This is a genomic window from Amnibacterium kyonggiense, from assembly GCF_004364555.1.
GTDB classification, from domain to species: domain Bacteria; phylum Actinomycetota; class Actinomycetes; order Actinomycetales; family Microbacteriaceae; genus Amnibacterium; species Amnibacterium kyonggiense.
Window position 1 is genome coordinate 582,448 of the sequence record NZ_SOAM01000003.1, and the last position, 14,121, is coordinate 596,568.

General features: G+C 72.6%; 13 protein-coding genes and 1 pseudogene. 2 read left to right on the top strand and 12 right to left on the bottom strand.

Features of this window, described 5'->3' with window-relative positions; all coding sequences use genetic code 11:
• Window positions 1-41: 41 nt before the first annotated feature.
• The 6 genes from CLV52_RS16035 to CLV52_RS16060 all read right to left on the bottom strand — a co-directional run bounded on the left by CLV52_RS16035 (window position 42) and on the right by CLV52_RS16060 (window position 6,626).
• Window positions 42-1,646 carry an APC family permease gene (locus tag CLV52_RS16035; protein ID WP_211342722.1) on the bottom strand — a complete coding sequence of 535 codons (1,605 nt, stop codon included), beginning with the start codon at window positions 1,644-1,646 and terminating at the stop codon, window positions 42-44.
• A 125-nt stretch (window positions 1,647-1,771) separates the two neighbouring features.
• On the bottom strand, window positions 1,772-3,364 hold the full coding sequence (gene serA, locus CLV52_RS16040; RefSeq protein ID WP_133767350.1) for a phosphoglycerate dehydrogenase: 1,593 nt from the start codon (window positions 3,362-3,364) through the stop codon (window positions 1,772-1,774).
• Between the two features lie 64 nt (window positions 3,365-3,428).
• Window positions 3,429-4,592, bottom strand: a complete 1,164-nt coding sequence (locus CLV52_RS16045; RefSeq protein ID WP_133767351.1) for a mannitol-1-phosphate 5-dehydrogenase — start codon at window positions 4,590-4,592, stop codon at window positions 3,429-3,431.
• A 35-nt stretch (window positions 4,593-4,627) separates the two neighbouring features.
• A complete protein-coding gene (locus CLV52_RS16050; protein ID WP_133767352.1) occupies window positions 4,628-4,975 on the bottom strand; it encodes a hypothetical protein in 348 nt (115 codons plus the stop codon).
• On the bottom strand, window positions 4,972-5,394 hold the full coding sequence (locus CLV52_RS16055) for a hypothetical protein (protein WP_133767353.1): 423 nt from the start codon (window positions 5,392-5,394) through the stop codon (window positions 4,972-4,974). The genes CLV52_RS16050 and CLV52_RS16055 overlap by 4 nt, the downstream gene beginning before the upstream one ends.
• Before the next feature lie 41 nt (window positions 5,395-5,435).
• Complete coding sequence (locus CLV52_RS16060; protein ID WP_133767354.1) at window positions 5,436-6,626, bottom strand: MFS transporter; 1,191 nt, start codon at window positions 6,624-6,626, stop codon at window positions 5,436-5,438.
• 28 nt (window positions 6,627-6,654) lie between these two features.
• Between CLV52_RS16060 and CLV52_RS16065 the strand changes: the two genes are divergently transcribed.
• Window positions 6,655-6,984, top strand: coding sequence for an ArsR/SmtB family transcription factor (locus CLV52_RS16065; protein WP_133767355.1), 330 nt, complete (start codon window positions 6,655-6,657; stop codon window positions 6,982-6,984).
• On the opposite strand, the gene CLV52_RS16070 is transcribed toward CLV52_RS16065, so the two are convergent.
• Window positions 6,971-7,366 carry a PPOX class F420-dependent oxidoreductase gene (locus CLV52_RS16070; protein WP_133767356.1) on the bottom strand — a complete coding sequence of 132 codons (396 nt, stop codon included), beginning with the start codon at window positions 7,364-7,366 and terminating at the stop codon, window positions 6,971-6,973. The genes CLV52_RS16065 and CLV52_RS16070 overlap by 14 nt on opposite strands.
• 41 nt (window positions 7,367-7,407) lie before the next feature.
• On the opposite strand from CLV52_RS16070, the gene CLV52_RS16075 reads away from it, so the two are divergent.
• Entirely contained in the window at window positions 7,408-7,809 is a 402-nt protein-coding gene (locus tag CLV52_RS16075) for a DoxX family protein (protein ID WP_133767357.1), read from the top strand.
• Here CLV52_RS16075 and CLV52_RS16080 read toward each other — a convergent pair.
• The 5 genes and pseudogenes from CLV52_RS16080 to CLV52_RS16100 all read right to left on the bottom strand — a co-directional run.
• Entirely contained in the window at window positions 7,799-8,860 is a 1,062-nt protein-coding gene (locus tag CLV52_RS16080; protein ID WP_133767358.1) for a C40 family peptidase, read from the bottom strand. The two genes, CLV52_RS16075 and CLV52_RS16080, sit on opposite strands and share 11 nt — an antisense overlap.
• A gap of 362 nt (window positions 8,861-9,222) precedes the next feature.
• A complete protein-coding gene (locus CLV52_RS18545; RefSeq protein ID WP_162850894.1) occupies window positions 9,223-10,350 on the bottom strand; it encodes a C40 family peptidase in 1,128 nt (375 codons plus the stop codon).
• A gap of 275 nt (window positions 10,351-10,625) precedes the next feature.
• The gene (gene ilvC / locus CLV52_RS16090; RefSeq protein WP_133767359.1) at window positions 10,626-11,651 is read right to left on the bottom strand and encodes a ketol-acid reductoisomerase; all 1,026 of its coding nucleotides are present in this window, start codon (window positions 11,649-11,651) and stop codon (window positions 10,626-10,628) included.
• 23 nt (window positions 11,652-11,674) lie between these two features.
• Window positions 11,675-12,184: an acetolactate synthase small subunit gene (gene ilvN / locus CLV52_RS16095; RefSeq protein WP_133767360.1), complete on the bottom strand. Its 510-nt coding sequence runs from the start codon at window positions 12,182-12,184 to the stop codon at window positions 11,675-11,677.
• 101 nt (window positions 12,185-12,285) lie between these two features.
• Window positions 12,286-14,118 (bottom strand): annotated as a pseudogene (locus CLV52_RS16100) (acetolactate synthase large subunit); the annotation flags it as partial.
• Window positions 14,119-14,121 lie beyond the last annotated feature (3 nt).

Sequence of the window (14,121 nt, forward strand, 5' to 3'; positions counted from 1 at the left end):
CTGCGCGGCCGGCGCAGGAACTCCTTCGAAACGGAACGGGGTCAGTCGGTGACGCGGTGCACGTCGCGCACCGGACGGCCCTCGACGTAGGCGGCGACCGGGATGACCTCGCCGCGGAAGAAGGCGCGCCCGCGCCGGTAGTACAGGGCGAGCAGCACGAACCCGATCAGGAGGCCGACGATGCCGACGAAGCCCGTGGCGCCGATCCCGAAGATCGTCACGTTCTTCCCGTTCGCGTCGGTCAGCCAGTCCGGCAGGGAGTACTCGTACGCGCCGTACCCGAAGACGACGAGCAGCATCAGGCCGCCGAGCAGCGGGAAGAGACCGCGGAACACGAACCGGCCGACGCTCGTGAACAGCGTCCGCCGGTAGAACCACACGCACGCGAAGCCGGTCAGCCCGTAGTAGAACGCGATCATCAGGCCGAGCGATCCGATGAGCGCGTTGTAGAGGCTCTGGCTGATCGCGGTGACGACCAGGAAGAAGATGCACGAGACGACGCCCATGCCGATCGTCGACCAGGTCGGGGTCTGGAACCGCGGGTGCATGCGGGAGAAGACCGCGGGGATCGCCTTGTGCGCGGCCATCGACAGGGACGTGCGGGCCGTGGGCAGGATCGTCGTCTGCGTGCTCGCGGAGGCCGAGGTGAGGATCGTGGCGGCGAAGAGCACCTGCAGCACGTGCCCGAGGACGCTGTCCCCGAACGCCGCCGCGGACATCGCGCTGAAGACGTCGCCCGAGTTGTCCGGGTTCGCGAGCCCGACCCCCTTCTCCCCCACTCCCGCGAAGGAGATCGTCGCGATCGAGACGAGCAGGTAGGTGACGAGCAGCAGGACGGTCGACAGGATCGCGGCGCGGCCCGGGGTCCTGGCCGGGTCCTTCGTCTCCTCGTTGACGGAGACCGCGCTGTCCCAGCCCCAGTAGATGAAGATCGCGGCGAGGATCGCGGGCGCGATCGCCTGACCGAAGTCGAGGCCGGCGGGGCTGAACCAGCTCCACTGGAACGGGATGGAGTACGGCTCGCCCTGACCGGTCGCGACGCGGACGAGCGCGGTCCCGGCGAAGACGAACAGCAGCAGGATCTCGAAGCCGAGCAGGAAGTACTGGAGGCGTGCGGAGATCTCGATGCCGCGGTAGCAGATCCACGTCATCAGGGCGATCCAGAGCAGGCCGACGATCGTCGACGCCCAGATGTTGCTCGACAGCGCCGCGACGCCGGGCAGCCCGAAGCCGCCGATGAACACGAACGAGTACTGCCCGGCGATGAAGGCGAGGTTCGCCATCACGATGATGTCGGCGATGATGATCGCCCAGCCGCCCATCCAGCCCGTGATCGCGCCGAACGCCCGGGTGGCCCAGGTGAACGTCGTCCCGCAGTCCGGGTCGGTGCTGTTCAGCTCCTTGTACGCCTGCGCGATGAGGTACATCGGGATGAACGCGAGGAGGAGCATCGCCGGGGCGTGGACGCCGACCGGCGAGGTGCCGCCGACGATGATGAAGCCGAGGCTCGCCGCGAGGCTGTAGGCGGGCGCCGTCGACGCGGTGGCGACGACGACCGAGCCGAGCAGCCCGATGGCGCCCTTCTTCAGGCCCTTGTCGACCGCCGCGGACTCCGCGGCGACGGTGGTGACCAACGGTTCGGACACGGCGACCTCCATCCTGCGCGGCGGCACCCTTGCACACCGGCCCCGGGGAGCCTAGACCCGAACGGCATCCCGGCGGATATCGCCGCCTGGTGTCGCCCTGACCGCCGATTCCGGCGGTCGGGACGTCATTCCGCGACGATATCGATGGCGACGAGCCGCGACGCGTCGATGCGCGCGCGGATGTCGTCGAGGACCTCCTGCGACGCCTCGGAGTCGATCGTCAGCACGCTGAGGGCGGTGCCGCCCGCGACGTCCCGCGCGATCTGCATCCCCGCGATGTTCACCCCCGCCTCCCCGAAGGCGGAGCCGTACTGCGCGACGATGCCGGGGCGGTCGGTGTAGGTGAAGACGACGTGGTGGTCGGCGAGCGGCACCTCGACGTCGTAGCCCTCGACCTCCGTCAGCTTCTCGATCTGCTTCGGCCCGGTCAGGGTGCCGGACACGGAGTGCGTCGCCCCCGTCGTCGTCGCGCCCTTCAGCGTGATGACGTTGCGGTAGTCGTCGCTGACCGGGTCGGTGACGAGGCGCACCTGGATGCCGCGCTCCTCCGCGAACAGCGGCGCGTTCACGTAGGACACGTTCTCGGTGAGCGTGTTGACGAAGAGCCCCTTGAGCGCGGCGAGCTTCAGCACGCTGACGTCGTACTCGTTGAGATCGCCGCGCACCTCGACGTCGAGGCTGGCGATCGGCCCGTCGGCGAGCGCGGCGAACACCTGGCCGAGCTTCTCGGTGAGCGGGATGCCGGGGCGCACGTACGGGTCGATGACGCCGCCGGCGACGTTCACGGCGTCGGGCACGAGCTCGCCGCCGAGCGCGAGCCGCACGCTCCGAGCGACCGCGACGCCCGCCTTCTCCTGCGCCTCGTCCGTGGAGGCGCCGAGGTGCGGCGTGACCTGGAGGTGCTCCTGCGCGATCAGCGACGGGTTCCGCGGCGGCTCGGTGACGAACACGTCGAGGGCGGCGCCGGCGATGAGGCCCGCGGCGAGCGCGCGCTCGAGGGCCGCCTCGTCGATGATGCCGCCGCGGCTGCAGTTGACGATGCGGAGCGTCGGCTTGGCGATCGCGAACTCCGGGTCGCCGATGAGCCCCGTCGTCTCCGGGGTCTTCGGGATGTGCACGGTCACGAAGTCGGCGACGCGCATGAGCTCGTCGAGGCCGAGCAGCTGCACGCCGAGCTGCTGGGCGCGCGCCGGCGTGACGTACGGGTCGTAGGCGACGAGGGTGACGCCGAACGGGGCGAGCCGCTGCGCGACGAGAGTGCCGATCCGGCCGAGGCCGACGACGCCGACCGTCTTCTCGTACAGCTCGACGCCCGTGTACTTCGAGCGCTTCCACTCCCCGGCCTTCAGCGAGGCGTTCGCGTCGGGCAGGTGGCGGGCGAGGCCGAGGAGGTGCGCGATCGCGAGCTCCGCGGCGGAGACGACGTTCGACGTCGGCGCGTTGACGACCATCACGCCGGCCTTCGTCGCGCTCGGGATGTCGACGTTGTCGAGCCCGACGCCCGCACGGGCGACGACCTTCAGCTGCCGACCCGCGGCGATCGCCTCGGCGTCGACCTGCGTCGCGGAGCGGACGAGGAGGGCGTCGGCGTCCGCGATCGCCGCGAGGAGGGCGGGACGGTCGGTGCCGTCGACGTCGCGGACGTCGAAGTCCGGTCCGAGCGCGGCGACGGTGGCGGGCGAGAGCTGCTCGGCGATCAGCACGACGGGTTTCGGCACGGTCCCGCAGCCTACCGAGCGCCGGAGCGGCGCTCCCCGCCGCCGTCACGCGGCGACCCGGACGTCAGCGCGTGCGGGCCCGGAACACCTCGAGCAGGTCGGCGAAGAGCGGGTGGGCCGGCTCGATCCCGGTGATGACCGTGACCGCGCCGTCGGGCTCCTCCTCGCGGAGGATGCGCTGCAGCTCGACGCTCTCCGCGTCGTCCGGGACGTCGAAGCGGAGGGCGTCGGCGATCGCGCGGAGCAGGGCGTCGCGGGGCAGCCCGCGCTCGGCGAGCTGCGCGGCGGGCCCGATGAAGCGCTCGGCGCGGCTGAGCTTCCGCAGCGGGCCCCGCCCGACGCGCTCCACGGTGTCCGGCAGCTCGGGGTTCGAGAGCCGCCCCATGATCTTCCGGCCGTAGGCGGCCTGCTCCTCCTCGTCGAGCCCGAACTTCGCGACGAGCAGCGACCGGGTCTCCCCGATCGCCGCCTCGACCTCGGCCCGGATCGCGGGATCCGTGATGGCGTCCGTGATCGAGTGGATGCCGCGCGCGAACCCGTGGTACGCGGCGGTCGCGTGCCCGGTGTTGACGGTGAAGAGCTTCCGCTCGATGAACGGCGCCAGGTCGTCCACCCAGTGCACGCCGACGATCTGCGGCGGGTTCCCGTCGAACGGCGTGCGGTCGATGACCCACTCGTGGAAGGGCTCGAGCACGACGTCGAGGCCGGCGTCCGGCGCCTGCGCGGGCACGATCCGGTCGATCGCGGTGTTCGCGAACGCGGCGACGGCGTCGAGGCGGTCGGCGTCCGCCTCCGGGAGGGCCGCGCGGACGTCGGCCTCGAGGATGTCGGTCGCGTTGATGGCGTTCTCGCACGCGAAGACCGCGATCCGGCCGCCGTCGATCGCGTCCTGCCCGATCTCGATGCGCCGCTCGATCCCACGGGCGATCACCGGCGCGACGAACGGCAGCACGCGCGGCCCGACCGCCGTGGTGACGACGTCCGCGGTCGCGATCTCGTCGACGAGCCGGGCCTCGTCGGTCCGGCTGTTGATCGCGCGGAAGTCGGTGACGACCGTCGTCCGCCCGCCCTCGCCGATCTCGGTGACCGTGTACGAGTCCGCCGCGTCCAGCGCGTCGATCAGCGCCTCGGCGACGTCCGCGAACACCACCTCGTACCCGCTCTCGTGGAGCAGCTCCCCCACGAAGCCCCGCCCGATGTTGCCCGCGCCGAAATGGACCGCCTTCATGGCGGCGAACCTAGCGCGCGGGGACGCGGCGCGCCTCAGAGGGCGCCGATCACCGACAGGAAGAACGCGAGCTGGCTGAGCGACAGCGCCTGCGAGGCGCAGAGCGCGAGGACCAGGACGAGCGCGAAGCCGAGGAGGCTCCGCCGCACTCCCAGCACGACGCCGGCGGCCCAGGCGACGACCGGGATCGCGATGCCGATGAGGAGCACGACCCAGGCCGTCGCCGTGAGCTGCTGACCCATGACGCGGGCGAAGCCGAGCCAGACCACGAGGTTGGACACCGCGCCGTAGACCTGCCAGAGGAAGGCGAGGAGGAAGAGGAGCGCGATCGCGATCCGCGCGCCGAGGCGCCGCGGCGGCCCGAGCGTGACCGCGGCGCTCACGCGGCCACCAGGATCGCGGGCCACGGCACGAGCAGAAGGGCGCCGAGCGCCAGGAGCGCGAGCCGGCGGGAGGGGACGCGCACCCGCCAGAGGACGAGGACGAACCAGACCACCGGCGCGAGGACGGCGAGCACCCGGCCCGCGACGTTCAGCACGAACGCGATCAGCTCGACCGGTGTCCCGCCGCCCGTGCTCACCGACGCCGCGATCTGGAGGTCGAAGGCACTGCGGATCCAGAACGCCGTCTCGAGCACCGCGACGCCGCCGAGCACGCCGAGGACGAGCAGGGAGAACCCGCCGCCGGACGCCCGGCCCGCACCCGCCGGGCGGTCGTCGATGAGAGGGGCGGGACGCTTCGGCGCGGCGAGCGCGTCGTCGCCGTCCCAGGAGAGGGCGTCCTCGTCGGTCGGATCGGTCATGTCCCTCCGATCCTGCCGCACCCGCCGGCCCGCGCCTGCCGTCAGGCCGGCGCGACCGCCGCGTCGCGCACCCGGATGCCGATCAGGTGGACGCCGAGCCCGGCGACGGAGGCGACCGCGCCGGCGATCGGCACCGCGACCGCCCCGGCGCCGAGCGCCGCCGCTCCGACCGCGGGCGCGAGCCCGATGCCGACATACATGGCCGTGGAGTACCACGACAGCACGATGCCGGCCGCGGCGGGGTCGATGCCGACGAGCCGGTGCTGGACGGGCACGACGATCGCGAACGCGGCGATCCCCCACAGCGCGAACACGGGGAGGTCGAGCAGGTAGGAGGCGTCGACGAGCGCGAGCAGGACGAGGACGACGGTCTGGGCCGCGAACGCGCCGACCGCGACGACCGCGCTCCCCCGCCGGTCGGTCAGCCGCCCCGCGAGGGTCGTGCCGACGACGCCCGCGGCGCCGTAGACGAGCAGGAGGACCGCGAGGCGGACCCCGTCGCCGCCGGTCGCGGCGCGCGTGACCTCCGCGCTGTAGATGTAGACGATGTTGAAGCTCGCGGTCGCGAGGACCATCGAGAGCAGGAGCAGGACGATCCGCGGATCGGCGAGCGGCGCGAAGCGCGCGGCCAGCGGGATGCGGGCCGGCTCCGGCAGCCCGCGGACGACGAGCGCGACGGCCGCGGCGAGCACCAGGGCGAGGACGGCGAGCGCCCCGAGCGAGAGCCGCCAGCCGCCGAAGGAGGCGAGCGCCGTCCCGAGCGGGGAGCCGACCGCGACGGCCAGCGTGAAGCCGAGGCCGGCGATCGCGAGCGCCCGTCCGCGGTGCGCCGTCGGCAGCACCGTCGGTGCGGCGGCGGTCGCAGCGGGGACGAGCGCCGCACCGCCCAGTCCGGCGACGATGCGGCCGATGAGGAACTGCGGGAAACCGGCCGCCGTGACGGCGAGCACCGTGCCGAGACCGACGACGAGGACGCCGCCCGCGAGGACGACCACGCGCGGCGCCCGGACGAGCAGGATCGACGCCGCCGGTGACGCGACGGCCACGACGACGGCGTAGGCGCTGATGGTCGCGCCGATCGTCTCCGGCCGGACCCGGAGGTCCCGCGCGACCTCCGGCAGCAGGCCAGCGATGACGAACCCGTTCGTGCCGACGACGAACAGGCAGGCCGCGAGGAGGCCGAGCTGGATGCGGAGGCGGCGCGGCATGTCGTATCGTTCGACCTCGGTCATACGATCACCCTAGGAAATAGTTCGACACATGTCAAACAATAGTGCGGAGTACCCGACGCCCGATCTCGCGGACGTCGAGCTGGTCGACGTGCTCCGGGCGCTCGGCGACCCGATCCGGCTCCAGATGCTCCGCGTGCTCGCCGACGGCGTCCCGCACTCGAAGAGCATGCAGGAGTGGGGCTTCGACGTGCAGAAGTCGACGATGTCGCACCACTTCCGAACGATGCGGGAGGCGGGCCTCACCGAGACCATCGTCGACGGCCGGTCCCACGCGATCCGGCTGCGGCGCGAGGCGCTCGACGCCCGCTTCCCGGGGCTGATCGAATCGCTCCTCGCCTCCGCCGTCAGCGGTCGGTGATCCGGAGCACGACGTCCTGCGAGGGGGCGCCCCGCTGGATCAGGCGCTCGATCGCCCGGTAGGCGGTGAGCTGCCAGCCGTACTTGGCGCGATGCCCGGCGAGCAGCCGCTCGACCTCCTCGGCGTCGGCGACCACCTCGGCGTGCGCGTCGACGACTGGCGCACCCGCTCGCACGCGGCCGCGCATGTCGCACTCGCGCAGCTCGACGCGGGGGTCGTTCCGCAGCCGCTTCGCCTTGCCGGACGACCCGCCCGTGAGCACGACGAGCGCGTCGTCGTTCGGCGCGATCCACACGGCCGTCGAGACGGGGACGCCGGTGCGGCGGAAGGTCGTCAGCGAGACGTAGCGGCGGCGGCCGACGGCGGAGAGCTCCGGGGACATCCGTTCACGGTACGCGCGGGTCCGTGCGGTCGACTGGGGGGATGTCCGATCCGCGCGCGCTCCTCCGCCCCCTCCTCGCCGCCGGCTTCGCCGGGATGGGCGTGACGCACTTCGTCCCGACGCCCGCCCGCGGCATGGCCGCGATGATCCCGCCGTCGATCCGGCGGCGGAGCCCGCTGAGCGCCCGGGCTCTGGTCCGGCTCACCGGCGTGTGCGAGCTCGCAGGCGCTGCGGGCTTGCTGCTGCGGCCGACGCGGCCGATCGCGGCGGCCGCGCTCGTCGTGTTCCTCGCCGCCGTCTTCCCAGCGAACGCGGTCGCGGCCCGGGACCCCGCGCGGTTCGGCCCCGTCGCCGTCCCGCTGGTGCCCCGGGCCGCGGCCCAGGTCCTGCTCGCCGCGCTCGTCGCCGTGGCAGGGACGAGCGCGCCGCGGGTCAACCCGTGAAGCGGGCGACCACCGGGGCGAGGCCGGCGGTGCGGACCGGTACCTCGCGCACGTCCCGACCCGGGTAGGGCGCCTCGATCATGTTGCCGCCGCCCGAGTAGAGGGCGACGTGGTAGAAGTCGCCGCTGCCGTAGAACAGCAGGTCGCCCGGCTTCGCGGCCGAGTAGGGCACGAGCAGGCCCTTGCTCTGCGCGAGCCGGTACTGCACGTTCACGCCGTGACCGCCGATCTGCCGACCGGTCGCCGCGAAGGCGGCCATCGTGAGCCCGGAGCAGTCGAACGAGCCGGGGCCGGCGGCGCCGAAGACGTACGGCTTGCCGATCTGCGCGCGGGCGAAGGCGATGACGGTCTCCGCGACGGAGGCGTCGGAGGGCAGATCCTTGTAAGCGCTGGCGAAGGCCGCGCTCGTGCCCGGCGACCGCTTCTCCTCCGCCTTGGCGACGAGGAGCGTGGCGGCGGACGCGGCCTTCTTCGCCTGGTCGTACAGCTGCTTGGCGTCCTGCTCGTCCGCGGCCAGGCCGTCGGCGGCGAGCTTCGCCTGCGTGCGCAGGTCGTCGGCCTGGGCCCGGTCCTGCTTCGCCTGGTCGGCGATCTGCGTCGTGTCCGACGTCAGCTCGCTCATCCGGCTCAGGTGGTACAGCACGCTGCTCGCGCCGTCGCCGGACAGCAGCACCTGCGTGGTCTGCCCGACGGAGCCGCCGGTGCGCGCGAGCTGCGCCGCGGTGGCGGCCGCGCGCGCGGTGGAGCGCTGGGCGACGAGGGCCGCGTCCTCCGCGGCGCGGTCGAGCTTCACGGCGGTCGCCTTCGCGTCGGCCGCCTTGTGCTTGGCCTCGAGGTACGCCTCGTCCGCCTTCGCCGCCGTGCGGCCCGCGGCCTCGGCCTGGCTGCGCAGCGTGGTGATGCAGGAGGAGAGCGACTTGCCGGACAGCTTGCTGATGTCGGAGCAGGCGAGGTCGGCGGCGGATGCGGTGGTCAGACCCGAAGCGGCGATGACGCCGGCGACGGTGGCCGTGATGGCGAGTCCTGCGATGTTCCGGGCTCGGAAGTGCACGGGGTGGTTCCTCCTGTTGCGCGCACCGCGATCACCGTGGGGTACGGCGCCAGCTCCCGTCACGGCGCACAGGAGCCGAGGGTCGGCGGGGTGCGGCGTGGGGCGACGGGGTGGTCGCGATGTCGTGGTCGGCAAGGTGGGGTGGCCGGCCGCGGGCGAACGTAGCAAGGAAGCCGAGGCACCGCACACCCTGGGCGTTATCGGAACGTGACATCCACGCGGCGTGTCGGTCCTCCGAAGTCGCCGCCCGATGCGGTAATGCCCTGGAAAACCCCGGTCACAGGCGGGATTCAGCGGCCCTGCTCGCCGGCGTCAGAAGGTTCGCGGGCGAACCAGACCGCTTCCGCGGACTGGAAGACGCGTCAACCGAAGTGGGCGGCCTGTGCGACGAGGTCGCCGGTGCGGACGGGCGCCGCGCGGACCGTCGCGCCCGGGTACGGCGCTTCGAGCATGAGGCCGTTTCCCGCGTAGATCGTGACGTGGTACATGTCGCCCCCGCCGTCCGTGTAGAACAGCAGGTCGCCCGGTTTCGCATCCGCGAGCGGCACGAGGTCGTGCCGCGCCTTCGCGGTCACGTACTGGTTCGTCGCCGAGTGCGTGCCGATCGCGACACCGGCAGAGGCGTAGGCGGCGAGCGTCAGCCCCGAGCAGTCGTAGGCGTCCGGCCCGGCGGCGGCGAACACGTAGGGCTTGCCGATCTGGGCGGTCGCGTACCGCACGACCTTCGCGCCGACGGAGGCACCCTTCGGCCCCGCTCCGGCGGAGGGCAGGCACGCGGCGACCGGGGCGGAGCCCACGGAGGCGCAGACCGCCGGGTCGTCGCCGCTCTGCGCCAGCAGGCCCGCCTGCTCGGCGAGGGCGGCGTCGACGGCCGTCTTCGCGGTCGCCGCCTCCTTCTTCGCCGCAGTCCAGGCGGTCGCGGCCGCGTCCGCAGCAGCGCTCGCGTCCGTGGCGGCGGCGTCGGCCACGCCGCGGAGCCGCTCCGCCTCGATCTGCTGGGCCTTCGCCTGGTCGAAGAGCAGCTGCGACTGGACGGAGAGCTGGCTGCTCGTGGAGAGGCCGCCGAGGATGCCCTCGGCGGATCGCCCGTTGAGCATGAGGTCGAGCGGCAGCGTCCCGAAGTTCGTGCGCGCGAGCTGCGCGGCGACGGCGGACGCCCGGGCCCGGGTCTCCGCGGCGTGGGCGGCCGCATCGTCGGCGGCCTGCGTGGCGGCGGTCAGCTCCTGCGCGGCGGCGTCCGATGCGGCCTTCGCGGCGTTCGCCTTCTCGCCCGCCTGCTCGGCGACCTTCCCCTTCTCCTCCGCGGTGCGCTGCAGCGCGACGATGCGGGCGGCGAGCTCCCGCGCGGACGCACCGGACGTGTCGGTCGAGACGGTGCTCGAGGGGGCGGGGGTCGGCTGGTCGGCGAGCGCGGCGAGGGGGGACGACGCGATGAGCGCGCCCGCCATGAGCACCGCGGCGAGCCCGCCTGCGCGCTTGCGTCCTGCCATCGCCGGCTCTCCCGCGGGCACGGCCGAGTGGAGGTCCTCCACTCGGGCGTTTCGGGGCGCCCGCGCGTCGTCACTGGTCGACGGTCGGGTGGCCGCCGATGGCGCGACTGTAGCGACCGGACCTGGAAACGGCGACACTCCGGCGTCGATCCCGCGGAATCGTGCCCCGATCGGCTACCGGCGCGTACCCCGATCGAGACGAAGGAGGCGCACCCTCCGTTCTGCAGGACTCGGAGTCCTGCGGAACGGAGGGTGCGCCTCGGGTCGCTCAGGGGTCAGCGCGCGACGTTGCCCTCGGTGTAGTCGTCGTCCGACTTGCGCCAGGCGAAGAGGGCGCGGAGCTCGCGGCCGGTCTCCTCGATCGGGTGCTGCTCGCCCTTCTTGCGGAGCTCCAGGAACTCCTTCGCGCCGTTGTCCTGGTCGTCGATGAACCGCTTCGCGAAGGCGCCGTTCTGGATGTCCGCGAGGACCGCCTTCATGTTCTCCTTCACGTGCGGGTCGATGACGCGCGGGCCGGAGACGTAGTCGCCGTACTCGGCCGTGTCGGAGACGCTCCAGCGCTGCTTGGCGATGCCGCCCTCCCACATGAGGTCGACGATGAGCTTCAGCTCGTGGAGCACCTCGAAGTAGGCGATCTGCGGCTGGTAGCCGGCCTCGACGAGGGTCTCGAACCCGTACTGGACGAGCTGCGAGGTGCCGCCGCAGAGCACGGCCTGCTCGCCGAAGAGGTCCGTCTCGGTCTCCTCGGTGAACGTCGTCTTGATGCCGCCGGCGCGGAGGCCGCCGATCGCGCGGGCGTAGGACCACGCGAGGTCCCAGGCCTTGCCGGTCGCGTCCTGCTCGACGGCGACGATCACGGGCACGCCGCGGCCGGCCTCGAACTCGCGGCGGACCGTGTGGCCCGGGCCCTTCGGCGCGACCATGACCACGTCGACGCCCTTCGGAGCGGTGATGTAGCCGAAGCGGATGTTGAAGCCGTGGCCGAAGAGGATCGCGTCGCCGTCCTGGAGGTTCGGCGCGATGTCGTCGGCGTAGAGGTGCCGCTGCACCTGGTCGGGCGCGAGGATCACGATCACGTCGGCCCACTTCGCGGCGTCGGCGGGCGTGTGCACGCGGAAGCCCGCGTCCTCCGCCTTCTGGCGGCTCTTCGAGCCCTCCTTGAGGCCGATGACGACCTCGACGCCGGAGTCGCGCAGGTTCAGCGCGTGCGCGTGGCCCTGGCTGCCGTACCCGATGACGGCGACCTTCTTGCCCTGGATGATCGAGAGGTCGGCGTCGTTGTCGTAGACGATGTCGGTCATTGGTGTCTCCTTCTTGGGTGCGCTCAGGCGCGCGGGATGCGTTCGGTGATGGACTTCGGCCCGCGGCCCATGGCGAGCAGACCGGACTGGGCGAGCTCGCGGATGCCGTACTGCTCGAGCATCTTCAGCAGGCCGGCGGTGCGCTGCACCCCGGCGACGAGCTCGATGACGAGGGCCTCGGGCGTGACGTCGACGACCTGGGCGCGGAACAGCTCGACGATCTCGAGCACCTGCGGACGGGTGCCCGCGTCGACCTTCACCTTGACGAGGACGTGCTCGTGGAGGACGGACTGCTCGGGCTCCAGCTCGACGATCTTGATGACGTTGATCAGCTTGTTCAGCTGCTTGGTCACCTGCTCGAGCGGCAGCTCCTCCACGTCGACGACGACGGTGATCCGGGAGAGGCCCTGGACCTCGCTGCTGCCGACCGCGAGCGACTCGATGTTGAAGCCGCGCCGGGCGAACAGCCCGGCGACACGGGTGAGGAGTCCCGGCTTGTCTTCGACGAGCAGGGACAGGACGTGCCGGCTCACCGTTCCTCGGCCTCCGCGATCGCGTCCGCCTCGGACACCGGCTCGACGCCGCCCTCGGGGGCCGGCAGCACGAAGTCGGGGTCGACGCCGGACTCCGGCGCCTCGTCGTCCCACGACGGCGCGTGGTCCCGGGCGTACTGGACGCCCGAGTTGCTGACGCCCTGCGGCACCATCGGCCACACCATCGCGTCCGCGGACACGACGAAGTCGATGACGACCGGCCGGTCGTTCGTCTCGAGCGCGAGCCGGATCGCGTCGTCGACCTGGTCCTCGCGCTCGACCCGGATGCCGAGGGCGCCGTAGGCGTCCGCGAGCTTCACGAAGTCGGGCACCCGGGCCGAGCCGGCGCCCGTGTTCAGGTGCGTGTTCGAGTAGCGGCCGTCGTAGAACAGGGTCTGCCACTGGCGGACCATGCCGAGCGACGAGTTGTTGATCACCGCGACCTTGATCGGGATGTCGTTGATGACGCAGGTCGCGAGCTCCTGGTTCGTCATCTGGAAGCAGCCGTCGCCGTCGATCGCCCAGACGACCCGATCCGGCTGGGCCACCTTGGCGCCCATCGCCGCGGGCACCGCGTAGCCCATGGTGCCGGCGCCGCCGGAGTTCAGCCAGGCGTTCGGGCGCTCGTACCTGATGAACTGCGCCGCCCACATCTGGTGCTGCCCGACGCCGGAGGCGTAGACCGCCTCGGGCCCGGAGAGCTCGCCGATGCGGGTGATGACGTGCTGCGGGGACAGCAGGCCGTCGCTCGTCGGCGTGTAGCCGAGCGGGTACTGCTCCTGCAGGCTGCGGATGCGGTCCCACCACGCGGCGTACGGTTGCGCGGGCTGGGCGCCGAGCTCGCGGAACGCGGTGGCGAGGTCGCCGAGGACCTCCTTGGCGTCGCCGACGATCGGCACCTCGGCGGTGCGGATCTTGCCGATCTCCGCGGGGTCGATGTCGATGTGGACGACCTTCGCGTCCGGGGCGAACAGCGACGCCTTGCCGGTGACGCGGTCGTCGAAGCGCGCGCCGACGGCGACGAGCAGGTCGGCCTCCTGCAGCGCGAGCACGGCCGGGACCGTGCCGTGCATGCCGGGCATGCCGAGGTTCGACGGGTGGCTGTCGGGGAACGCGCCGCGCGCCATGAGCGTGGTGACGACGGGCGCGCCCGTCAGGTCGGCGACCTCGAGCAGCTCGGCGTCCGCGTGGGCGCGGACCACGCCGCCGCCCACGTAGAGCACGGGGCGCTTCGCCCGGGCGAGCAGCTGCGCGGCGGCCTGCACCTGCTTGCCGTGCACCTTCGCGATCGGCCGGTAGCCGGGCAGGTCGAGCTTGACCGGCCAGACGAACGGCACGACCTCCTGCTGCGCGTCCTTCGTGATGTCGACGAGGACGGGGCCGGGGCGGCCCGTGGAGGCGATGTGGTACGCGGACGCGATCGCCAGCGGGATGTCGGCGGCCTGCTTCACGAGGAAGGAGTGCTTCGTGATCGGCATGGTGATGCCGACGATGTCCGCCTCCTGGAACGCGTCCGTGCCCATCAGGGTGGAGAAGACCTGACCGGTGATCGCGAGCAGCGGGACGGAGTCCATGTACGCGTCGGCGATCGCGGTGACGAGGTTCGTGGCGCCGGGGCCGGAGGTCGCGATCGCGACGCCGACGCGCCCCGACGCGGCCGCGTAGCCCTCGGCCGCGTGGCCGGCGCCCTGCTCGTGTCGGACGAGGATGTGGCGCAGCGTCTCGGCGGAGAGCAGCGGGTCGTAGACCGGGAGGATCGCGCCGCCCGGCAGGCCGAAGACGTCGGTGACGCCGAGCAGCTCGAGCGTGCGGACGACCGCCTCCGCCCCGGTGATCAGCTCGGGCTCGGGGGCTCGGGTGGTGTGCTGCTCGCCGCCGGCCGCGCGCGCGGGGGCGCGCACCGGCGACGGCGACGGGGTGGTCGGTGAGGACACGGG